Below are 23,189 nucleotides of genomic sequence, written 5' to 3'. Positions count from 1 at the left end.
CCGATCAGGCAATCACCTTGCTTGACCGGTCTTTCTTGCGTCTAATCTTGCTAAAAACAGAACAACACCCGGCCTCTAGGAGCCGGGTGTATAATCTTCAATCAACGCCGCACGGGATCGTTCCTCGAACACTTGCTTCAGGATACGTTCCTGCGACAGCGGCATATCTTTGTTAGGCCACAAGTTAAGTGACCGGTTGCTCCGACAAAGCCGCACTCAGCATCGAATTCCAATCCGAAAACCGTGTTTCTCTGGCAACATGCCGATTAAGAAGCTCTTCAGGAATCAGGTTCATGTCTTCCTTCGTGTAAGCCTGAAAGTTCCCCTTCTCGAGAAATTGCTGCATGCTCTTGCAATTGGAATTTTTGCTCATGAACGAATCGTTGAACAGATAAGCCAGCGACGACTGCTCCAGCTCCGCCTGATTCGCCTTTTGTTCCTTCAACTCAACCAACAGATCATCGAACGACATGGGTTTGTTTTTTCTCAAATTACCACTCCTTGGATTGTGTACGTCATTATTGTATTAAGATTCGGAATTACTGCCGCTGCTATTCTTCTTCCCGGTTGTTCCAGGTGCAGCAGTGCCATCCTTCCTCTTCGTTCCTTTGCTTTTGTAAGGCTTGGGCGCGTTCTCAGCACGTCTGGCACCAGCTTGCCAACGGTTCCAGCCTTTTTTGTCCGTTCCTCTGCCCGTCCCGCCTTTACCTTTTCCTTTGCTCAAATGATCACTCCATAACAAATACTTGTCTTTTTCAAGTCGTACATTTCATTATACGTGAAAATTCGCTTACTTACTATGAATATCCTAACTTTGGCATTCATTAATCGCAAAAAAAGCTCCGTATGAAGCCGAAGCCTCATACAGAGCCATGTCCTAATCTATATGTCGAGAAGCATGCAAGCCTAATCCATCAAGCCCCGTATACCTCGAATTCCCAAAGCGAATAACCGTATGCTGTCGCTCTTGTTGTCGCATACACGCGAACGTATTTGGCGTTCGTCGCACTAAAAGTAACATCATCAATGGCGCCATTGCCGGTCGTCGTGCTGTAGACTGTCGTCCAGTTCGTCGGCGTGCCGCTGTCGTTCGATACTTGGATGGAATACGCAGTAGCGTACGCATCTTCCCAGCTAAGCTTCACCCGGTTGATGCTTTGAGTCGATCCCAAATTGACATAGATCCATTGAGGAGAGGCACCGTAAGCGCTGGCCCATCTTGTTGCTGCATTGCCGTCTACCGCTTTATCGCCTTCATGGCCAGCTGTCTCTACCGTGCTCGTCGTTGTTGTTTTGTTCAGCGCAAGGTTAGAGGGGACAGTGCTGCCCCCGTACACCTCGAATTCCCAGAGTGAATACCCGTAAGGCGTGCCTCTGACCGTCCCGTGAACCCGCACATATTTGGCTGTGCGAGCCGTGAACGTGATGTCATCGATGCCTCCGTCACCCGTGGTTGTCGTATAGACTGTCGTCCAATTCGTCGGCGTGACGCTATCATTGGACACCTGGATCGTATAGGAGGAGGCGTACGCCGCTTCCCAATTCAGCTTCACGCGATTAACAGACTGCGAGGAACCCAAATTCACATAGATCCATTGCGGGTCTGCACCCTCCGCGCTTGCCCATCTCGTCGTGCTGCTGCCGTCGAACGCTCTGGACGCCTCGAAGCCGGTTCCTTCAACCGAGCTTGCCGTCGCCGTTTTGTTCAGGGCCAGATTGGTCCCTGTAGGCGGAGTCGTGCCCGACAAGGTTGTCGCTGAAGCGGTATTGCTGTTGCCAGACTGGTTGCCCGCCGCGTCGACCGCCCTCACCGTATAGCTGTAGCTCGTATTGGCAGACAATCCGGAATCGGCATAGGACAATCCTGTTGCCGTGCCGACCTGGCTGCCGCCGCGATAAATTCGGTAGCCCGTTACTCCGACATTATCGGTCGAAGCGCTCCAAGTCAGATTAATGCTGCTGCTGGAAGTCGCTGTAGCCGACAAGCTGCCAGGAGCTGTAGGCGCCTGCGTGTCGGTCGAAGTTGCTGTCGGCTTCCACCAGTTGCCCGTAATGAACAGCATGGTCATCAGGTTATAGGAATCGCTGAAGTAGTTCTCCTGCTTGTTCTTCATCCAATCCCAGCCCGCATTGACCCAGGCCTGATGGCTTGTGCTGGTTGTGCTCGCCGCGATAAAAGGAGATACGAATACAGCTGTCGCGTAGCCGCCGATCGTTGTACCGTTCAACTGATAGCCGTCCCGGATATTCGCCGGGCTGTTGCTTGCTTTTCCTTTAATCCAGACCGCGATTTTATCCGCAATCGTCTTGCCCCGCGTATCGCCGTACATCGCATAATCCATCACGATGCGCAGCGGCACGCGCGCTGCATTGTAATAGTAAGCATTGGTTTGCTGGAATTCATTCAAGTACCACTCAGGTGCAGGTTGTGGAGGGTTGTTAACAACAAAATCAGAGATCAATCCTGTCGATGAAGCGTAGTTGTTGCTCACTTGCGAATAGACCGTATACAGATTGTTGATGACGTTATTCCACGTCTGGTCGCCTGTGAACTCATAGAATGCGCGAAGATGGGAGAGCATCCAGTCGGAAGGACGCGTAGCCAGCGAGCTCTTGGAATCCCAGTCGCCCAGGTTCAGACGGTTGTTCGTCGTTACGTAGCTGGCTTTAATGCCGTTTGTAATCATATTCTGAGCTTCGGCCAAATAATTGACCGTTCCGCTTGAGCCCCATTGCTTATGGGCAAGCAGGAGGGAATACGCAATGTCGAGATCCCCATCCGTCGCAGAACCGAAATGCCCTTGGGCATTAATATGGTCCGCTACGACCCAGCCCATCAGATTGGGATTGCCCGAGCTCTTGTAAGCGCGTGCAGTTTTGAACAGTCCGTTGAAGATCGTTTGGGCATTGGGATCATGACCCGCCATTAGTGCCGTGATGACCATGCCGTAGCCTTGCCCCTCGGATGTGCCCAGCGGCACGAAGCCATCGGCGCTGCCTGTAATCTCGCCCTTTACATAATACCCGCCCGGAAGCGTGGAGAGATTGTTTTTCAAATACTTGCCCTTCCAGTAATCGTAGTAGGATGCGACGGCTGTATTCATGGCCGCCTGCGTCACATGGTTAGGCTTTATAATGCCGGCATAACTGACTTGCTGCGGGAACGGCATCAATTCGCCGGCGGCGTGAACCGTACCCTCATTTCCTTTTGGGACGAAACCAATCGATACAATCATAGCCAAACACAGAAGCAGAAGAAACGGGGACTTCAATCTCGGTGAACCGAATGATGATGAAGTAAACAAACTGCAACGCCTCCTTGAATAGGATGTTGGCTAACCTCGACCTTTAAGTTTAAGCGCTTAAACTTTTAGGCCAAAAAAATAGGGTTTCGAAACCTGCTTTTAAAATAACACATTTCAAATCCCATGAAAACACTTTCTTCTAAACCCTACAAACTCTCTATTATTTCGTCATTTCCCGCTCTATTGTCGAATGGCGGGCAGCTCGAACAGGGCAAGCTTGACCTCAGGTGTAATCTCGATTGCTCCCGCATCGACGAAGCCGAAGCTTCGATAAAACGCGATAGCCGGTTCATTCTTGGCTCCTGTGCTCACCTTAACCCTCTTATGCTTGCCTTCGCCCTCCAGTACGTAAGCCAGCAGCGACTTGGCAATGCCTCTGCGGAAATAATCGGGATGGACCACCATACGGCAAATATCCAGCGCATCTCCTTCATCCTCATAAGAAATAAATCCAGCCAGTACGCCATCAATTCGATATCCGATAAAGATCTCACTGCTGTCCATAATGGTCTCCGCTGTGTCGCGAAGCGGTGGTATGTCCCAGAAGCCGATTAAATCCGCCTCGATTCTGTATGCGGGAAGCTGAACCGTCAGCAATTGCTTGGCGACTTCCCGATTCTGATGCTGTTCGATTCCAATCATATGCCGCTCTCTCCTACTGTTCAGATATGTGCCGGGCCGGCGGGATACCTGATTCAAGAATAGTTACCCGACCAATGTAGCATAACGGATCATACCGGGTCTAGCATTTAAGTCTTTGGCAGATATAAGGATTACCATTAAAAACCATATTTTTACGCTAGAAAAACCGGTTTCTTCCTTTTAATAGGAATTATGTATAAGCCTATAGTTAAACTATTGAATTAGATTACGACATGTACTATAGTTGAAAAATCATTTTATTCCATCAGACAGGGGTATGCTTCGCCTATGAATCAACCGACTAAACATGTATTTCGTTTCACGATCAACCGCAAGCTGTTTGCGGGATTTACGGCCGTCCTGCTCATTCTGATGGCTACCGTTGCCATCGGTTACTCCCAGATCTCGCAAGTAGACTCTCATTATACGTCCATTATTGAAGACAAGGCGCACAAGCTGATGCTCATTCAAGAGCTGAACGTCGAGGTCAAGAAGGAGCAAGCCGCCATGCGCGGGTACCTGCTGCTCGGCGATGCTGAATCGCTGCAAGACTTTACCGACGCTCACAATGACTATGGAGCGCTGAGCCGCAATCTGGAAGCGATTATTGTGCATCCCGAGGCAACAGCCTTGCTGGAAGAGCTGAATCAACTGGAAAGCGATTATTACTTCACATCTAATAAAGCAATCAAGCTCAGAGTTTCCGGCGATGCGTTGCAGTATCTGGAGATTGCCTCGTCGCAGGCTCAGCCTATCTTGAAAGAATTCGATCAAAAGGCTGAAGAGCTTGCCCGCTATCAGCAAAACCTGCTGGAAGAAAGCAAAGAAGAGATACATAGCGAAGTAGAAGAGATCAAACAGCTGGTACTGCTGCTCGGAGTCACTGCAGTCGTGATCAGTCTCATCGTTTCTTGGGTTGTCGGCCGTATCATCTCCAGACCTATTAAAGCCATCGCGGCATCAGCCGAGCGGATCGCAGCAGGCGATCTCACTTCCGAGCCAATGATTATTCGCAACCGGGATGAAGTAGGCGACCTGGCCCGTTCCTTCAATGCAATGTCGGAGCAGCTTCGCGGGCTCATCCGTCATGTCCATAACAGCGCTGAGCAGGTAGCCGCTTCCGCCCAGCAGCTGACGGCCACAAGCGAGCAGGCTTCCGCCGCTTCTGGACAAATTGCGGGCACGATGCAGCAAGTCGCAACGGACGCGAACGACGGCTTCACCCATCTGGAGGAAGCGTCCCGCACGATAGGTGACATGTCGGCTGGCGTGCTTCATATCTCCGACAGAGCCCGGCACGTATCAAACTCCGCATCCGAGGCTTATGAACGGGCCGAGGATGGAGGCCAAGCCATTCATACCGCGACCCGCCAAATGGGCTCTATCCATGATGCGGTGTCCGGATTGTCCGTCCAAATTCATACGTTAGGCGAGCGCTCTACTCAAATCGGCCATATCTTGAACACCATTACCGAGATCGCGAAGCAGACGAATATCCTCTCTCTGAACGCCGGTATTGAAGCGACGCGTGCAGGCGAGAACGGGAAAGGCTTCCTCGTCATCGCAAGCGAGATTCGCAAGCTTGCCGAGCAATCCTCGCAGTCTGCGGACCAAATCTCACAATTAATTGCGTCCATTCAAGCGGAAACGAGCCAAGCAGTGCAGAAGATGGATACCGCTTCGCAAGAGGTCGCCTCCGGTCTCGGAGCCGTTCGCTCCGCCGGCACCGCCTTCGAGCATATTCAGAATTCCGTTCATGCCGTGAACGGCCAAATCCAGGAAGTCTCCTCTTCCATTGAACAGGTGGCTGCGGGGGCAGAGCAAATCGTCGGTGCGATGAAGGCCGTCATGACTGCATCCGAATCAACGGTAAGAGGCGCCGAGGAGGTGTCAGCTGCTACGGAGGAGCAGCTTGCTTCCATGGAAGAGGTAGCCGCTTCCGCCCGCATGCTCTCTCGAATGTCCGAGCAATTGCAGGGGCAGCTGGAGAAGTTCAAAATATAAGGCCCATGACAAAGGGCAGCCCGCTTTCCAATGGGATTGGCGGAGCTGCCCTTTTGCTTTTCCTGTCATCTTTGATAAAAGCACGATCTTCTCTACTTCTTCTAACCCTTCCAGCCTGGCTGTCTGCCATCTATAGACCGACAGGAACCATATATAATCCCGACTGCGCATCCGATTTCACTTTAACCTTCACTTGATAGGTATTCAGAATCATCTCTTCCGTCATGACGGATTCCGGTGTTCCCTCGCCTACGATTCGCCCTTCCTTCATTATAATAATGTGGTCGCTGTATCGAATGGCTTGGTTCATATCATGCAATACCATAACGATGGTCAGCCCGTTCTCCCGATTAAGGGTACGTACCAGCTCCAGCAATTCGAGCTGATGATAGAGATCGAGATAGGTCGTAGGCTCATCCAGGAACAACAGCGGCGTTCGCTGCGCAAGCGCCATGGCAATCCAGGCCCGCTGCCGCTCGCCGCCGGATAAGTGAGCAAGAATGTTGCTGCGCTTATGATCGATTCCAGCAGCATGAAGCGCCCATTCCACCGCTACTTCATCCTCGTCGCTGTCCGTACGCCATAACCTTCGATAAGGCATGCGCCCGAAGCGGACCAGCTTCTCCACTGTCGTATCGCCCGGCGCCTCCTGCTGCTGGTGAACGACGGCGAGCTTCTGCGCCAGCTCGCGCGGCTTTAGAAGCGACAGCTCCTTGCCATCCAGCAGCACTCTCCCGGACTGAGGCCGGTAATGCTGGGACATGACGCCCAGCAGCGTAGACTTCCCGCAGCCGTTCGGGCCGATAATCGTCGTAATGGCGCCCTCTTGAATATAGGCCGACACGTCGCTCAGATGAGTCGATCTGTTGTCATGCGAATAAGTGATCGCTTTAATGTCCATGCACACGTTCACTCCTTCGCAGCATGATGATCAAGAACGGCCCGCCGATGACTGTCATGACAATCGAAGCCGGTATTTCCGTAGGGGCCAGCAGCGTTCGTCCCAGCGTATCGGCAGCAAGGATAAGCCATGCGCCGCCAAGCGCGGAGAACGGCAGCAGCCACTTGTGATCCGAGCCGATAAAGAGTCTCGCAATATGCGGTACAAGCAGGCCGACGAAAGCGATCAGCCCGCCGACAGCCGTAGCTACAGATGCGAGCAGCACCGCTATGGCGGATACGATCAGCCGAGCCTTGGTGACGGGAATGCCCAGACTTTTAGCCGTCTTGTCCTGCAGAACCAGCATATTGCACCACGATCCCAGCAGCATTGCAAGCACCAGCCCGATACCGCCGTAGAGCGCCATAATCTCAACATCCGACCATGTCTTTAAGGTGAAAATAGAGGATATGGCCTGATTGACGCTCGTCACCGCATAGCTGCCCCGATAGTTGAATGATTGACCAAGCCCCGTGAACGTCGCATTGACGGCTACCCCCACCAGAATAAGCCTCAGCGGACTTAGGCCAGAGCGCCACGAGAGCGAATAGACGAGGAAACAAGCGAGTGCCCCGCCCAAAAACGAAAACAGCGGCATCCAGAAATACAGCGCCGGGAATATCGTCACCATCAGCAGCGAGACAAGTCCTGCGCCGGATGCAATGCCGATGACCCCGGCATCCGCTAGCGGATTGCGCATGACGGCTTGCAGCAATACGCCGGAGACAGCAAGCGCCGCGCCCGCCAGCATCGCTACGAAGAGCCGGGGCAAGCGCAAATCCCGAACGACCTCTACGCTTTCATTGCCGCCCCATATAAGCCCCTGAGCCAGTTCGATCAACCCGACCTTAATGCTCCCGGTAGCTGCCGAATACAAGATAGTGACAAGCAGCAGGGCAATCAGAATGCCGAAGCTGACGATCTTCTTCCCCATTCACAACCATCCTTATCTTTTGACATCGGGATAGAGCATGCCGACCAGCGCTTCAAGCGCTTCGCCCACAGCGAGATTTCCCGTCGTGCCGAACAGCGCCTCCTCCAAATCATATACGCTGCCCGTCTGCACAGCCTTGAAGTGCTTCCATATATCGTTGGTCTTAAACTCCTTGTCGAACATCTTCACGACTTCCTCCGGCATGCCATGGGCAGCCCGCAAAATCACATCAGGATTGCCCTTCTGCAAATATTCCGTATTCGACGCCAGAAATTCGACCTTTTCTCCCTGCACAATATTGATCCCTCCCAGTAGGCGGACCAGATCGCCGATATAGGAATGCTCGGTCGCAACCAGATAACTTCCCGGCACGCCAAGCAGAATAAGCACGGTCGGCTGCTCCGCCTCCCCGATGCTCTCTCGGATGGCATTTAACCGCTCGTCCCATTCCTTATTGATCGCTTCAGCTTGCTGTTCTCTTCCGAAACGCTGTCCCAGCGTGCTGATTTCCTCCTGCATGGAGGATAGCTTGGTGAAGTCCAGGAAGCTCGCATCCACACCCACATTCTCAAACACCGGCTCCAAATCGTATTTCAGCGTCGTCACCGACAGCACCTCAGTCGGCTTAAGCGACTTAACCAGCTCCATGTCCGGACTCATCGGATTGCCCACCTTTGTAATGCCGTCATATCGCGCAGGCAGCTCTTTGACGCTCTTCGGAATGCCGACCAAATCAAGCTCCAGCGCGTCCATAATTTGCGTAATCGCTACAGTCGTCGCAACAATACGCTGCTGCTCTTCACTTGTCGGCTCTGTCTCCGCTGACTGCGGTGACGGAGCGCTCGCGACTGCGGGAGCTGTTTTGGCCGGACTCCCCTCCGCTGCGCCGCATGCAGACAGAACCAATCCAAGCAGCAGCGCAGCAGCCAGCAACAACAATCTGTTTCGGCTATACATGCTTCACTCTCCTTTCTGCAAACAATCCAGAGGACGCCTGGCTGGCAGGGTCCTCCGGAATGATTCATCGTAGACTGGCAATGGGCAGGGGCTTCCCCTCCAGACTCATCCAGTTATGATTACAGCCGCAATGGTTTAGGATTCAGATGAAGCCTGCTTTTACGGCTGCGATTGCTCCTTTTGCGCTTCCTTCTCTTTGGCCTTCTCTTTTTCTTTGGCTTCCACGTAGTCCACCGCACGCAGCGCCAACGTTACCGCATCCGCACGGGATGCAGGCTTCGAAGCGCTGAAGCGGTTATCTTGAAGTCCTGTAATCAGCCCATGCTTCACTGCCGTAGCCACATAAGCTCTCGCGAAAGCAGGAATGTCGTCCTTATCCGCGAACGTCAGCGTGCTCTCGTCTTCCAGCGGCAGCTTCAGCGCTCTGACGATCATAACCGCAGCTTCAGCTCGGGTGACCTCCTTGTTCGGCTGGAAGCTTCCGTCGGCATAACCGTTAATAATGCCGGCTGCAAGAGCCTGCTCAATGAACGGTCTTACCCAAGGCTGAATGCTCGACAAGTCGGTGAAGGACAGCTCTTTCTTAGCGCCACCCAGCTTCAATGCGCGACCGAGGATCGCCGTCCATTCGGAGCGCTTGACGGTAGCGCCCGGCTTGAAGCTACCATCTGGATAGCCGGATACGATACCGAGCTTCACAGCGCGGTCAATGGCTTGCTTCGCCCAGTGGGAAGCCGTGTCGCTGAAGGATTGGGCCGGCTGCCCCGGCTCCGTTCCAGGCTTCGGCTCTCCTCCTGTTTCCTTGCCCGGTTCATTTTCCTTGACCTCTTCCTCTTCGCCTGGGTTAGGACGATCTTTGACTGGACCGAATGATTCCGAGCCCCACGACGATACAGGCGTATACGACTTCAATTGAATTTCGATATCATACTCATGGTGATAGTTGACTGCCGGCCAGTCGATTTTCACCCAGCCCTCCAGCTTCGCCGGAAGCTGATCTACCGCGAACTGAACTCTTCTTGTATTGGCCGAAGCGTTCGATTCGATGGTCGTCGGTGTAGAGCCTACAACGGTAAAGCCGGTAATTTCATTGCTCTGCTTCAAATTAATTTGAACGTACTTAACGCCGTTCTCGACCAGCAGACGGCCAGGATGCGCCACGTATTCATCCATAACGGAAGCTTGCGAGGTTCCTTTTTTCAGGATCGTGAAGTTCAGCGTGTACTTGCCGTCCTTCAATCCTTCCGGATTGGTCGGATTGCCCGTTCCCGGTCCTCCAGTCGACGCCTCGGCTTCGCCGGTTACAGCTGCCAGCCGTACGGAATAAGCTTGCTCTACAGCCGCCGTGCCGCTGCCGGAAGCCAGTACGATTTGATACAGTGCGGATAGATCCGCAAGTGCAAAGTCTGTGTGGTCAGCCGTCTTCGCGGACGATGCAACTTCCTCATTCGTGGAAGCGAGCACCAGCTTCTTCACCGTTATGCCCGATTTCGGCGCGATACGAAGCAGCTTGGAACTGCTGTCGATCTTCACGGAGCCGGAAGCAACCTGATCGGCGAATGCCTGAGCGACGGACGCCAGCTGGATAGGATAGCTGCCCGCGCTCCATACCTTAGCAGAGTAGAATGCAACCAGCGCATCTTGAATCGCCGTCTCCGCCTCTTGCAGCTGTTGCTGGGTTGCCAGCACGTTGCCTGCGGCTGTATTCGCTGCTGCGATAGCCGTTTGCAGAGCAGTCTTGGCTTCTTGCGCGTATTGACCGCCGCCAGTGCCAACTACGGCTGCGTCATGAGCCTTCTGCGCTGTAGCGATAGACGCCTTCAGCGTTGTGGCATCCGCCGTATTGAATGTCAGTCTGATGGCATGCGTCGCATCATAAGGCTTGCCTGTACGAGGATCGATGACATCGGGCATATAGACACGAACCTGTGCAGGGATGATAGCTGTCAAATTCGCGACTTTGAATTTCACCACTCTTGTATCTGTCGCTTCGTCCGTGCTTACCACCGTTGTATCTGTGAGCGTGCCGTCGATTGTTACCTTGAACGCTACCACTTTGCTGCTGTCCTTCACTTTGAAGGAAACATACGTATCCTCGCCTTCGCTTTGAACGGTGGCCGGCTTCAGGAAGTAGCTGTTCATGCTGGACAGCGCAGGGTTTGTCGCATGCAGCGCGGAGAACTCGATTTGGCTCGCTGCGCCGGATTCAAACTTAGCTACTGCTTTGGCCAGCGCTGCCGATGCAGTGTTGATAGCCGGTCTGGTTGTAGCCAAATTAGCGGAAGCCGCTTCCGCGGCCTCAACCGCAGCCAGCAGAGCCGCTCTCGAAGCAGCCGAATGCTCGCCTTCCGCATTGCCTTCCTTGGAGCCTGTGTAGATGGCACGAGCTGCTGCCGCATTCGCTTTAAGCGCATCCAGCAGACTCGCATTCAAGCTGAACAGCACCGTATGCGTCTCCGCGCCTACGGTATATTGAAGCTTAACAAAGCCTTGGTAGACTTCATCGTTCGCCGAGTTATGGCGAGCCGACAGCTGATAGGATTTGCCCGGGGCAATCTCCGTGACATAACCGCCGATAAAATTAGAGCTCACACTGCCGTTCGAGCTGCTGCCGTATACTTTCAGCTCAGGGCTGGTTTGCGTCTCTGCGAATGCCACTTGAATGTAAGACTGGTAGTACGGCGCCTGCGAACGGGACATAACCGTTACGCTATCCGCAAATTGATCAGCCAGCGCCGAGATTTCGCCCGTATCCGGGTCAAGCACAAGCAGAGGCAGCTCCGTCGCTTTAAATTGCTGCTTCTTCAGATCCTCCAGATGGGCAGCCAGCGTCTCGATCGCCGCATTGACATCCGCTTGCGACGTCTGCGCTCCTTCCGCTACAGCCTGTGCGGCTGCCAGCCATTGCTGTACGCGAAGCTCCGCGCCGGCCGGATACTCTCCATCCGCTATAACAGCATGCGTTCCCGTCGTTCCTGCCGCGCTGCCCAGATTGCGGACCGTCGCGGAGAATACTTCCCCATCCGCAATTGCACGGACAAGATTGTCTTTATTAACGGTAATCTTTGCTGCTTCATACGTTTTTTTGCCTTCAAGCAGAATGATGTACGCCGCCTTTAACAGCTCGGCGTTACCGCCAGCCGCCAGGACTTTGGCTTGATTAATCGCTTGCTGGAATGTTTCTTTGGAGCCTGATTTATAATATCCGTTGCCCGTGCCTTCCTCCGTATTGGCCAGAAGCTGCTCCGAGACGGTCACTTGCTCATTGAATTGCTGGGGCGTCACCGTGCCTACGCCTTCGCCTGGTCCGTTCTCTTCTTCATCGGTTAGCGAGGATACATCCAGCTGAAGCTGTACATTGTACCAATGGTCATAGTTCGCTGCCGGAACGACGATATGTATAAGTACATCTTGCTTCGCATGGATATCTGTAATGCCGAGCGTAACAATAGCTTGATCGGCATTCGTGCCGCCCTCGACTGGAGCGGAGACGACTGGCGTATAGCCTGCCAGGCTTGCCGAATTCGGTTCGCCGCCGGACAAGTCCGCCTTCGGCGCGCCGTCATTGCGTGTAGAATAATGCTTGAATGCGCTAATGCTGTTCATTTCATGCTGGAATTGGTAAGATCCGCCGCTGACGATGAGCTTGCCTGTGCCTGCGACAGCATAATCATTGACAATGGAGCGGTCGCTCGTATTGTCCTTCAAGTATTGGAAAGGGATGCTGTATGCTCCGTCCTTAGGCGCAGTTACAGCCGCATATGCAGCGGCCGGTAAGAGCGATAGCAGCAAAGCCAGCGTCACGAGACTTGCCGTGATCCGGCGAAACTTCCTGTTCATTTCCATAACACTCCTTTGTAAGTGAGTCATTGCAAGAGAATTGCGCATATTGAAGGGGGAGCGGCCATGGGTGTACCGCTCCCCTCGAATCATGGATTTAACCTGCCGCTACCTTATACCGACCACTTGAATTGAATCGTATGAACCGTGTTGTAGCCAGGGAATGTTTCGGAAGGCGGTACGATGACGTGAATTTTCGCTATTTTATTCACGCTGAAATCATCCACCTCGAAAGTAAAGGAGACATTGCTGCCGGATGGAGTAGCTGTTGCATAGCTCCATGTATTCGTTGCAGCGTCATAGACTTCCAGATACTGAATGTAGCTGGCGCCGGAGAACGTAATGGTCGTCGTTGTGCCATTGGTATCTACGGACGCGGAGCCTACTTTATAAGCATTGGCGTAAGAATCCGCCGTATCGGTCGCATTGCGAACCACATAATCAACATTCGTGCTTGCGAACGCGGCAGGAACCGCGATAGCCAGAGCCAAAGTCAACAGCAAAACGAGAAAAGCCGATTTTTTCATAGATTGAACCATTATGAACACACTCCCCTACTTATTTTTTAAGATGGACTTGCGCCAAATTACCCAGGATAAAAACGCGATTAATACAACAATTCCTGTAATCGAAGGCAGCAGCCAGCGGCTTGTTGTGCGGTCTGCCTCTTGCTCAGCTGCAAGATCCATAGATGCTATGACGATATCGGCTCCGGCTGTAATCCCTTCAGCCCCTGCTGAGTCCAAAGCCGGTTGCTTCTCCTGAGATTGCTCCGCTTGAACGGTCGGCTCCTCCAGGGCTGGCTCGGATGACTCTAAGGACACTTCCTCCGGTGTCGCCTCCGGTTCCTTCGAGGCTTGAGCGGACGGAGCTGCCGACGGCGAAGCTTGAACGCTCTCTTGCCCGTTCTTCGTCCCCGAAGCGGCAGGCTGCTTTGTGGCTGATGCCGCATCCGATGCTGCCGGAGTTGGTGTTGCCTCAGGCTGGCTGCTCGCCGCTGCCTTCTCCGGCTCCTTCACAGGCCTTGGAGTGGCCGTAGCTGCCGGGGCTGGCGTACTGCTTCCAGCAGCACTCTCTTGCGGCGCGCTCTTGCTAGGCTCGGGAGCCTTCTGAACAAGCTTCAGGCTGCTCTTGTCGAATACGATTCGAATCGTGTAATCATGATCGTAGTCGATGCTCTCTACCGTGACGTGAATCTTGGACAATACCGCCTCCTCCAGACCCGCCACCGCAAATTGCGCCACCCTCGTATCCTCCGCCTTATCCGTTGCCACCACTTTCGTATCGACATATCCGCTTCCGCCGGGCACCTTGAACTGGGTTACCCACGCACTATGATTGATCTTGGTCTGAACAAGCAGCTTGCCGTTCTCCACTATCAGCTTGGCCGGTTTTTCCCAATAGTCGTTCGCCATTGAAGCTGATTCGTCCTCAGCCTTCTTGATGACATAGTCTATCGTGTACGTACCGTCAGCTAGCTCGGCCGCATGCACTGCCGGGGCTATCAGAAGGACCAGCATACAAGCCATGATGAAACATATAGATATTGGGAACTTGCGTAAAATCGGATTCTCCTCCCTTCCTACAGGATCAACCTTGCGGTCATGCAGCGGAATCCTATTTTATCTGATAATGATTTCGATAATCATTCTCAATGATAGCTAAAAAAAATAATGAGCATGATAATCATTATCAATAACTGCTCAAAAAAAATAGTCCCTATGGCTGCCGGAAAGTGTCGCGCCTTCATCTCGGCACCTTCTTAGCACTGAAACTATCATGTGTAGCCACAATCTGTCAATACTTAACCGAAAAAAAGTTATCTTTTTTCAAATGTTCAAAAATAAGGGTTGACGCCCCTTCCGACTAGTCTTATACTGTTGCCGTGTATATGAGATTGAGAATCAATATCATTATAAACGAGGTGAACCAGAATAGCTATGCGCCATTTCTCATTTTTAGCGCTTCTTTGGATGAGCCTTCTATTGGCTGGCTGCGGAGCGGCTGCCTCCCCTGCTGCACCGGGAACTCCCGGCATTAAGGCGGTAGACGATTCGGGCCGGACCATCGCACTAAGCAGCGTTCCTCAGCGCATTGTCGCGCTCGGTAACGGAGAATCCGATATTGTGGCAGCGCTTGGCGGCCATCTGGTTGGACGTCCCGCCACCTCCTACACCCCGGCTAACTCCAACATTGAGGCTGCGGAACCGATCGGCAACACGCATGAAGTCAATCTGGAGAAAATCGCGCTGCTCCGTCCCGATATCATATTCGGCCACTTTCCCATGAATGAGAAGGACGTTCCGATGCTGGAGGGCATCGGCACACAAGTGTTCCTGACTAGCGCTAACTCCATCCGCGATATCGAACGGCAAATCGAGCGAATCGGCTGGCTGCTGCAGCAAGAAACCAAGGCTGGCGAGCTGATCACGAACATTGAAGAAGCAGCAGCCGCTTACCAGAATGCCAAGGATAGCGGGCAAAAACGCGCCCTTCTCGTCTACGGAGCGCCGGGCACCTTCATGGCAGCACTGCCGAACTCGCTTGCAGGCAATATTCTGGAGACTGTCGGGGGCGTCAATATTGCGTCCGATTACCCAAGCCTCCAGAGCTATCCGCAATATGCCCAGATCAATGCCGAACGCATTGTGGAGGCTAATCCTCATGCTATCTTCATCATGACGCACGGCAAGCCGGAGGAAGTGAAGGATAGCTTCCTTCGTGAGATGAAGACCAACTCATCATGGAGCAGCCTTGAAGCGGTGCGGGAGAATCGCGTGACCGTGCTTCCGGCCGATCTGTTCGGAACCAATCCCGGCACCCGCATCATCGAGGCTATGGCAATCATGAGCGAAGAGCTGAGTAAAGACGCACACTGAAAGGAACTACAGACCTGCTATGAATCGTGAAACCCGCGCGAAGAGACGCTTGATCCTGCTGGCGGTGTCGCTGCCGCTGCTGCTGACCTGCGCCGTTGCCGGTCTGGTCATCGGTTCGGTGCCGATTCCGCTTGAAGACGTATGGAAAGTGCTTATTGCCGGCGATGCATCCACCTATCGCGTCATCCTGCTCGACATTCGTCTGCCTCGTCTCTTGGTCGGGATGCTGACCGGCGCTTGTCTGGCGGCATCAGGCGCCATTCTGCAAAGCGTGATGCGCAATCCGCTTGCCGATCCCGGCATTATTGGCGTCTCTGCCGGCGGTGGCTTCGCGGCCGTTCTCGTCATGGTCGCACTGCCGCAGCTGAGCTACCTGTTGCCCGCCGCGGCGTTCACCGGCGCCTTAATCGCCAGTCTCGTCGTCTATCTAATGGCCTGGGATAAAGGCGCCTCGCCTGTCAAAATCGTCCTGGCCGGCATAGCCGTCAACGCCTTGATGGGCGCCCTGATGAATGGCGTCATGGTCATGTACAGTGATCGGGTCCAGTCCGTATTGCCTTGGCTGGCTGGCGGACTGAACGGACGCGGCTGGCATCATCTATCGTTCATGCTGCCCTATGCCGCCGTCGGCCTCTTGCTGACGATACCCGCCATTCGTTCGGCGAATCTGCTTCAGCTTGGCGACGACTCTGCGCAATTGCTTGGCCAGAGAGTCGAGCGGCAGCGCATGCTCTTGGTCGCTCTGGCAGCCTTGCTTGCCGGAGCAGCTGTCAGCGCCGCCGGTCTGATCGCCTTTGTCGGATTAGTCATACCGCATGCGCTTCGCTTGTTAATTGGCGATGACTATCGCTATTTATTGCCGTTATCCATCATCTACGGAGCAGTGCTAGTAGCTGTATCCGATACGCTTGCGCGAACGTTGTTCGACCCTGCGGAACTGCCAGTAGGCATTCTGCTTGCCTGCATTGGCGCGCCGTTCTTTCTATATCTGCTGCGAAGGAGGAACAACTGGCGATGAATTCAGCTATCCAAACCGAATGGCTTGCCTATGATAACGGCCACTTCCGCCTTGCGGAGCTGGATGTCCATATCCCGCATGGCCGCATTACCGCAATTGTCGGACCTAACGGCTCGGGCAAATCCACATTGCTGCGCTTAATGGCGGGACTGCTGAAGCCGGACGGCGGCGATATTATTATCGATGGCCGAGCCGCAGCCGCTTATTCACGAACGGATTATGCCAAAAAGCTCGCGATGCTGCCCCAGTCCAAAGATATGACACCCGACCTGACCGTAAAAGAGCTGGTCGCCTACGGGAGGTCTCCGCATCAGCGGGCCTTCCGACACCGTTTGACATCGGATGATAACGCCATTATCGATTGGGCGCTAGGCTGTATGCGGATTCGCAGCTACGAGCATCGTCCCTTCCACTCGCTCTCTGGCGGCGAGCAGCAGAAGGCGCGAATCGCCATGGCGCTCGCGCAGAAAACCGGCATCTTATTGCTGGACGAACCCACTACTTATTTGGACATTGCCCATCAGCTCGAGCTCTTGACCATGCTCGCCAAGCTGAACCGGGATCACGGCATCACGATTGTAATGGTACTCCATGACCTGCAGCAATCAGCCGCCTTCTGCCATCATCTCATTGCGATGCGGGAAGGCGAGCAGTTCGCTTCCGGCGACCCGAAGGAATTGCTGACGCCAAAATTTATGCGGGATGTTTTTCATATTCATGCAAAAGTAAGCTTTGCGGATCAATACCCGATTATTGTACCGATCATTCAAGAGGAGGATGAGAAAATGATTATTGTGACGAATACGTCCCAGATTACAAAAGGCGATGGAGAGAAGCTAATTGAGCGATTCGATCGGATCGGCAAAGTGGAAGGCATGGAGGGCTTCCTCGGTCTAGAGGTGCTGTTTACCCAAAACCTGAAGGAATACGACGAGGTATCCATTGTGACCCGCTGGAATTCGAAGGAAGACTTCCAGAATTGGACCCGCAGCGAGGCGTTCCGCGAATCGCATTCGGGCCGTAAGACGCCCGACTATATTATTTCCAACAAAATCACGTTCCAAGAGGTCAAAATCAGACGCAACCCGCTTCCACCATCGGAGAAGGTAGAGCCGATTGCTCAGTAAGCTGCTGCTGTTGAATCTGTCATACAAATCAAAGGGGACTCCGCCTGAATCGGAGTCCCCTTCTATTCATCCGGCACCATGCAGCGCTTCTAAACCTTCTTCCTCTGTAGCCTTGAAGAAGAAGTTTTGGCCGTGATTGCACTCATAGATAAAGTCTTTCAGACTTTTGCTGTTGTATCCGCTAAAGTCGCCGACAATCGCCAGCTTGGTGCGGTAGTTCGTGCATTTTTGCAATATTTCACCCGCCAGCCCTGTCTTCAGCTCGAAAAAGTCCTCATGGATCAATTCCTTCCGGATCAGCACCTTGGCGCAATCCAAATAATGAGCGTTCATGATTGCATCCAGCGCATCCTGCACACTCTCGATGACGACACCGTCTCCCGACAAAATCGCGACCTTCGAATCACCTTTCACATCTATCGTTAAGTTCATACTTTATTTCGCTCCTTCCTTGGCTTCAAGGTCTTTTTTCATATAATAATGCGTGTAGCCTCCGGCGTTGTCAATTTGACCATATACCTCAAACCCTAGCTTCTTGTAAAAATCGAGCGCCTGAAAGCTCAGCGTATCCAGCTTGATAAAGTCGCATTGTCCCATGCGCGCTAGCCGCTCCGCCTCCTGCATAAGCTTCCGGCCGCAGCCGTGCTTGCGTGCATACTCCTCGATATAAAGGATGTGGATCTCCAGCCAGTTCCAGCAAATCTCGCCGATAAGCCCGCCGCAGGTCCGTCCATCCCCGTCAATCAGAATCAAATTCACCTCACGGTATCTTTTGCTTAATTCCGCCGGGAAATAATCCTTGTTGAATGCAATAAGACCATTCCGGACAAATGCTTTGGACTCTGCCGAGTTTTGTTTTTTGATGGTATATTCCATGCTCCTGTGCTCCTTGTCTGGTGAATGTACCGCTGATCGACCATTATCCTAGCTGCTTAACAAAGGCGCGATAGACATCCTTCTCGGACTTCGTGTCGTATATGGCAAATACGACTTTGCGGAATGCTCCACGGAACCTGTCGCTCGAAAGCGCATCATGAAACCACGCAGCCACCTCCGCCGGATCGTTGCGGAATACGCCGCAGCCGTATGCGCCCAGTACTAGCGTCGTTTGCTTATGGGCTTGAGCAACTGACAGTATCTTGTCGATTCTGCGCCGCATTACAGGAGCAATCAGCGCTATATTATGGGGCTCGCGTTCCCTCACCACGCCCGCATTAACTGCCGGCGATGTGATGATCGAAACCGGATAGGCCTCATCATGTAAGGCTCCGCTATCATCACGGAATACCGGAACCTTCGGCGAATAAATCATATAGTCCGAATACAGGCAGGTGCGCTGCCTTGCGTTATGACTGTACATATCCTTCATTTGGACAATGGTGGGATAGAGCCCGGAAGCGCGTGCCAGACTTTCCTCTTGCGCCCTTGCCCCTGTCAGAAATCCGCCTCCCGGATGCTTCGCCGAAGCGAAATTCAGACAGCATATCTCCTCTTCTTCCTTCGCTAATCTAGCTGCAGCCGCGAGAGTAGTCTCTCCCGTCACTTCTATAATCGTCTCATACGGACGCTCTGCCTTTAGTGTCGTCAACAGTTTGTCTGTATCCTCTATTCGGTAAAGCACTGCTCCATCAATCGCATGAGTCAACGCTGCGCCGATATCCACTGTCTCATTGCGGGCATTCCGATATTGCCCTTGCTCTAATATAGCCATCGTGTCTTCGGCAACTCTTGCCGCTACGTTTCTGTTCATGGTCTTCCACCTCTTCAACCTTCCGCTTCCGTTTCCGCTTATTAGATCGATTGTAATGGATTTCAAGCTGCAACCCTACCGAAAAAATAGTTTAAACAAAATATTCCTCTCGCTTCAGCAAATAAAGCAGCAGCGCCTTCTGGGCATGCATCCGATTTTCCGCTTGCTCATAAATAATGGAGTGTTCCGATTCCACCAGCGCAGCTTCGATCTCGAAGCCTGGATGCACCGGCATATCATGCATAATGTAAGGAGTTGAACCTTGCAAATTTTTCTTGTTCAGCTGGAATGGCATTAGACGGCTAATCCGCTCGTTTTTCTCCTCCTGGTAATGCTCGTCGTGGTAAAACTCCATATCGATCCATGTGTCGGTGTATACATATTGCGACCGGGCCACTGCATCCTGCAGATTGTCCAACTGCTCGACATAACCGCTCGCTAGCGCTGATTGCATTAGCGCTTCGTCCCATGATGGCTTGTTCACTATTGGGGTCACCAGAAGGAGGTTGATCCCAAGCGTTACGCAGCCTGCCACCAAGGAATTTGCCACATTGTTATGAATACCGACATACGTTAAGGTAATCCCTTCGAATGTGCCAGACTTTTCATAAATGGTCATCAAATCCGCCAATGCCTGGCATGGATGGTGCTTATCGCAGCAGCCGTTAATAACGGGAACGTTGGAATAACGGGCAAGCTCCAGCAGATCGGCATGGTTCTTCAGCCTCGCCACAATCGCATCACAGTTTCGCGACACATACCTAGCCTCGTACTGAATGGGCGACAAGCTAAAATTGCTGGCATCCCAGTCCATTGTGACCGCATACCCGCCCATTTGATGCATGCCCGATTGAAAAGAAAGACTGGTCCGCGTCGAGGTTTTTTGGAACAACATCAGCAGACCTTTCCGATGCAGCGCATAGTCCGCTTTCTCGGGGTTGTTCTTCAGCTCAATCGCTTTCTGAATCAATTGCATTAACGTGTCGCGATCGAATTCTTGCAATGAAACAACGTGGTTGGGATACGTGCTCAGTTGCTTGTTGGACCGTTGGATAGAATGATGCGGCGATACGCTGCTCGAAGCTGGATGAATGCCATGGCTTCCACTTTGTCTTGACTGTCTTGACATAATGAATACACTCCTTTGATGTTATTCAACTTGCGAGGTTATTAACTAACTCATAACGGGCTCATACTAATCTGCCACTGCTCAACTGCTGCCTGCTGCGGATAGCTGGTGCTGTTCTGTTGACTAGCTGCTTCATTACTTCTTCAACTTTCGTCCTCTTGCTAAATGAACGATCCTGCTGCTCTCGGGAACTTGTTCTACTTTTGTGAATAAATATACATTAATATTAATATTTATACATATTAAAACCAAAAGGATAAACTTGTCAATACTTTCGACTAATTCCTATTAGCTGTGGCGATTGGCACGGTTGCAAGCCGAGTTTTTCGACTTGCAGCCCTCCCGGCGACGATCCTGACGGCTGTAAGCCGAGTTTCTAGGCTTGCAGCTTTCGCAGCGGCGATCCAGATGGCTGTAAGCCGAGTTTCTAGGCTTGCAGCTCTCGCGACGGCGTTCCAGACGGCTGTAAGCCGAGTTTTTCGGCTTGCAGCTCTCGCGACGGCGTTCCAGACGGCTGTAAGCCGATTTTCTAGGCTTGCAGCTCTCGCAGCAGCGATCCAGGCGGCTGTAAGCCGATTTTCTAGGCTTGCAGCTCTCGCCGAGGCAGCCTTCCCACGGCTGCCGGGCAAACAAAAAAAGCCCACGCAACAACGGGGGCCTCATACTTGCTCACTGTATTAGCTTAAAGATATCGCAGCATCAATCGTTCAACCCATACGTAGCATGCATTCAGTTCTTCGTCGCTAACGAGATCGGATCGATGCTCAAACATGATTCGCATCTGCGGGTTGCTGCCGAGCGCGATATCCAGATAGTCCTCGATCGGCGCCCAGCCATCGCCGGGATGCTGGGTGGGCAACACAGGATATCTGCTTTTGAGCACGGTATTGCCAGGGTCCAGCTGCAGGTTCGATAAGTGAATCAAATCCGCATAGCTGGCATACTTCCGCAAAACCGCTCTCGCATCAAAATGACGGTCAATCCGCTCCTGCAAATACAACCTCGCTGTATCTATACACAATCTGATCTTTGGATACTGCTCCAGTAATTTGACCAGAAACTCATCCTCATACACATATCGGTTCAATCCGTCGAACTCCAGTATAGGCGTAAACCCGTACGCCGCCGCTTTATCTGTCAACCATACGAATAGCAACCTGCTTCGAGCCTTGAGCTCGTCCAACGAATACCTGCTCTCATACACATATTCCTTCTCATCCGCAAATCGCCATTCGGTCCAATCGACCCGGTCATCCAATATGACCGGCTTCGGATAATGAAAGAGCACATACGCTGGGCGAAGCTCCTGTACCCGCAAATATTCCAGCTCCTGCCCGATAGCCTCATACGCTTCTCTGCGAATTTCTTCATTCTCGGAGAGAAACAACGCATCTCGGACAGCCGATCCCCCAGGCCTCAGCGGGAAATGTACACCCACGGAAAAACGAGACGCTGCCGCTTCTCTTCGCAGCAGCTCTACATCCTCCGCTCGTTCGAACAAGCAAGCCTCTATGCCGAAGAAGCCGGTGCGGAAGTCTCGCTCATACTTTTTGAAATCGAAGGAACCGTATTGGCCAATTAAAAACCGATTTCTTGCAGCAGCCCTCATTGCACACCTCTCCCCTTCAAGATGACCAGCCAAGCTGTACTTCCCTCTCCCTTAGATCAACACCGCTTCCTTCTTGGTGCTGGAATACAGCTCTTTCATAACCGAATCGATAGGCAGCGCTTCAATAGACATATCCCGAATGCCATAGCTTTCGTTGAACTGTCGAATGAATTGCTTTAGCGGCAAGACACTCGTATCAATCTCCAGCTCCGCTTCCGTCTCATTCACTCGCTTGAGCAAAGCAACACCCGGAATCGTATAGTCGGGGAGCGGCGCCTCCGTCGTCACCTTTGCCGCCTTTTTCTCACCAAGCCGCCCCCTCAGTTCATGCAGCGTATTGTCGAATGCGATCTGCCCGTGATTGATGACGACCACCCGCTCCGCAAGCGACTCCACATCGTCCAGGTCATGCGTCGTCAGAATAAAGGTAACGCCTTCGCGGTTCATGTCCCGAATGAAGTCACGAATCGTATCCTTCGCGAACACATCAAGGCCGATCGTCGGCTCATCCAAGAACACAAGCTCCGGACCATGCAGCATCGCCATCATAAACTCGCATTTCATCCGCTCACCCAGCGACAGCTGCCGAGTCGGCTTGCGCATAATCTCGCCCACGTCCAGCAAGGTCGTGAGCTGGTCCAATCTTCTTTTGTAATCCTTCTCCGGCACGCCGTATATTGCTTTATTCATGTAGAATGCATCCGCAGGAGGAATGTCCCATAGCAGCTGCGATTTCTGTCCGAATACCGCGCCGATCCGGCGCACATATTCATTCCGCTGCTTCCACGGCGTAAGACCCAGTGCTTTCACTTCACCCGATGTCGGATGAAGCACGCCGGAGAGCATCTTCAGCGTCGTCGACTTGCCCGCTCCGTTCGGCCCGAGAAAAGCCACCATCTCACCTTGCTTGACACTGAATGATATTTCCTTCACCGCATGGACTTCCTTCATGGGACGGCTGAACAAATTTTTGACCGTCTCGCGCAGCGTATGTCCCCGTTCATGCGTCATATAGGTTTTCGTTAACTGCTTTACTTCGATCATGCGATATCCTC

Annotated in this window: 21 protein-coding genes and 1 pseudogene; 4 read left to right on the top strand and 18 right to left on the bottom strand. The window is 52.8% G+C overall.

The genetic code is table 11. The features are described 5' to 3' along the window. Positions 1–184: 184 nt before the first annotated feature. The 5 genes and pseudogenes from AC0YNW_RS17195 to AC0YNW_RS17175 all read right to left on the bottom strand — a co-directional run bounded on the left by AC0YNW_RS17195 (position 185) and on the right by AC0YNW_RS17175 (position 3,947). A complete protein-coding gene (locus AC0YNW_RS17195; protein WP_475832970.1) occupies positions 185–490 on the bottom strand; it encodes a hypothetical protein in 306 nt (101 codons plus the stop codon). Between the two features lie 36 nt (positions 491–526). After that, the gene (locus AC0YNW_RS17190) at positions 527–724 is read right to left on the bottom strand and encodes a DUF3934 family protein (RefSeq protein WP_387471215.1); all 198 of its coding nucleotides are present in this window, start codon (positions 722–724) and stop codon (positions 527–529) included. Positions 725–914: 190 nt separating this feature from the next. Beyond that, complete coding sequence (locus AC0YNW_RS17185; RefSeq protein WP_475833165.1) at positions 915–1,985, bottom strand: discoidin domain-containing protein; 1,071 nt, start codon at positions 1,983–1,985, stop codon at positions 915–917. Between the two features lie 21 nt (positions 1,986–2,006). After that, positions 2,007–3,248: pseudogene (locus AC0YNW_RS17180) on the bottom strand (family 8 glycosyl hydrolase); the annotation flags it as partial. A gap of 237 nt (positions 3,249–3,485) precedes the next feature. Then, entirely contained in the window at positions 3,486–3,947 is a 462-nt protein-coding gene (locus tag AC0YNW_RS17175; protein WP_475832969.1) for a GNAT family N-acetyltransferase, read from the bottom strand. 288 nt (positions 3,948–4,235) lie between these two features. On the opposite strand from AC0YNW_RS17175, the gene AC0YNW_RS17170 reads away from it, so the two are divergent. Next, entirely contained in the window at positions 4,236–5,951 is a 1,716-nt protein-coding gene (locus AC0YNW_RS17170; protein ID WP_475832968.1) for a methyl-accepting chemotaxis protein, read from the top strand. A 130-nt stretch (positions 5,952–6,081) separates the two neighbouring features. Here the strand turns inward: AC0YNW_RS17170 and AC0YNW_RS17165 are convergent, their stop codons facing one another. From AC0YNW_RS17165 to isdC, 6 genes are all read right to left on the bottom strand, one after another. Further along, positions 6,082–6,852, bottom strand: coding sequence for an ABC transporter ATP-binding protein (locus tag AC0YNW_RS17165; RefSeq protein WP_475832967.1), 771 nt, complete (start codon positions 6,850–6,852; stop codon positions 6,082–6,084). Next, positions 6,842–7,825 carry a FecCD family ABC transporter permease gene (locus AC0YNW_RS17160; RefSeq protein WP_475832966.1) on the bottom strand — a complete coding sequence of 328 codons (984 nt, stop codon included), beginning with the start codon at positions 7,823–7,825 and terminating at the stop codon, positions 6,842–6,844. Before AC0YNW_RS17160 ends, AC0YNW_RS17165 begins: the two co-directional genes overlap by 11 nt. A 12-nt stretch (positions 7,826–7,837) precedes the next feature. Further along, the gene (gene isdE / locus AC0YNW_RS17155; RefSeq protein ID WP_475832965.1) at positions 7,838–8,782 is read right to left on the bottom strand and encodes a heme ABC transporter substrate-binding protein IsdE; all 945 of its coding nucleotides are present in this window, start codon (positions 8,780–8,782) and stop codon (positions 7,838–7,840) included. A gap of 159 nt (positions 8,783–8,941) precedes the next feature. After that, positions 8,942–12,622 carry an NEAT domain-containing protein gene (locus AC0YNW_RS17150; RefSeq protein WP_475832964.1) on the bottom strand — a complete coding sequence of 1,227 codons (3,681 nt, stop codon included), beginning with the start codon at positions 12,620–12,622 and terminating at the stop codon, positions 8,942–8,944. A gap of 113 nt (positions 12,623–12,735) precedes the next feature. Then, positions 12,736–13,161 (bottom strand): hypothetical protein, encoded by a 426-nt coding sequence (locus AC0YNW_RS17145; protein WP_475832963.1) that lies wholly within the window; start codon positions 13,159–13,161, stop codon positions 12,736–12,738. 15 nt (positions 13,162–13,176) lie between these two features. Further along, positions 13,177–14,151 carry a heme uptake protein IsdC gene (gene isdC / locus AC0YNW_RS17140; RefSeq protein ID WP_475832962.1) on the bottom strand — a complete coding sequence of 325 codons (975 nt, stop codon included), beginning with the start codon at positions 14,149–14,151 and terminating at the stop codon, positions 13,177–13,179. A 456-nt stretch (positions 14,152–14,607) separates the two neighbouring features. Between isdC and AC0YNW_RS17135 the strand changes: the two genes are divergently transcribed. From AC0YNW_RS17135 to isdG, 3 genes are read left to right on the top strand one after another with little or no spacing between them, the layout of a single operon-like run. Continuing rightward, a complete protein-coding gene (locus AC0YNW_RS17135; RefSeq protein ID WP_475832961.1) occupies positions 14,608–15,501 on the top strand; it encodes an ABC transporter substrate-binding protein in 894 nt (297 codons plus the stop codon). A 19-nt stretch (positions 15,502–15,520) separates the two neighbouring features. Continuing rightward, a complete protein-coding gene (locus tag AC0YNW_RS17130) occupies positions 15,521–16,519 on the top strand; it encodes a FecCD family ABC transporter permease (protein ID WP_475832960.1) in 999 nt (332 codons plus the stop codon). Continuing rightward, on the top strand, positions 16,516–17,646 hold the full coding sequence (gene isdG, locus AC0YNW_RS17125; protein WP_475832959.1) for a heme oxygenase: 1,131 nt from the start codon (positions 16,516–16,518) through the stop codon (positions 17,644–17,646). Before AC0YNW_RS17130 ends, isdG begins: the two co-directional genes overlap by 4 nt. Positions 17,647–17,712: 66 nt before the next feature. On the opposite strand, the gene AC0YNW_RS17120 is transcribed toward isdG, so the two are convergent. From AC0YNW_RS17120 to AC0YNW_RS17090, 7 genes are all read right to left on the bottom strand, one after another. Next, positions 17,713–18,078, bottom strand: a complete 366-nt coding sequence (locus AC0YNW_RS17120) for a DUF4180 domain-containing protein (protein WP_475832958.1) — start codon at positions 18,076–18,078, stop codon at positions 17,713–17,715. A gap of 3 nt (positions 18,079–18,081) precedes the next feature. Further along, positions 18,082–18,522 (bottom strand): GNAT family N-acetyltransferase, encoded by a 441-nt coding sequence (locus AC0YNW_RS17115; RefSeq protein ID WP_475832957.1) that lies wholly within the window; start codon positions 18,520–18,522, stop codon positions 18,082–18,084. A 43-nt stretch (positions 18,523–18,565) separates the two neighbouring features. Next, on the bottom strand, positions 18,566–19,396 hold the full coding sequence (locus AC0YNW_RS17110) for a TIGR02452 family protein (protein ID WP_475832956.1): 831 nt from the start codon (positions 19,394–19,396) through the stop codon (positions 18,566–18,568). A gap of 91 nt (positions 19,397–19,487) precedes the next feature. Further along, a complete protein-coding gene (locus AC0YNW_RS17105) occupies positions 19,488–20,525 on the bottom strand; it encodes an ornithine carbamoyltransferase (protein ID WP_475832955.1) in 1,038 nt (345 codons plus the stop codon). A 288-nt stretch (positions 20,526–20,813) separates the two neighbouring features. Then, positions 20,814–21,176: a hypothetical protein gene (locus tag AC0YNW_RS17100; protein WP_475832954.1), complete on the bottom strand. Its 363-nt coding sequence runs from the start codon at positions 21,174–21,176 to the stop codon at positions 20,814–20,816. Positions 21,177–21,207: 31 nt separating this feature from the next. Then, positions 21,208–22,134, bottom strand: coding sequence for a sugar phosphate isomerase/epimerase (locus tag AC0YNW_RS17095; protein WP_475832953.1), 927 nt, complete (start codon positions 22,132–22,134; stop codon positions 21,208–21,210). Positions 22,135–22,185: 51 nt separating this feature from the next. Continuing rightward, positions 22,186–23,178, bottom strand: coding sequence for an ABC transporter ATP-binding protein (locus tag AC0YNW_RS17090; protein WP_475832952.1), 993 nt, complete (start codon positions 23,176–23,178; stop codon positions 22,186–22,188). Positions 23,179–23,189: the final 11 nt, after the last annotated feature.

It is taken from the genome of Paenibacillus sp. J31R120 (assembly GCF_056269225.1).
This window is presented reverse-complemented; position numbering and strand designations above follow the sequence as displayed.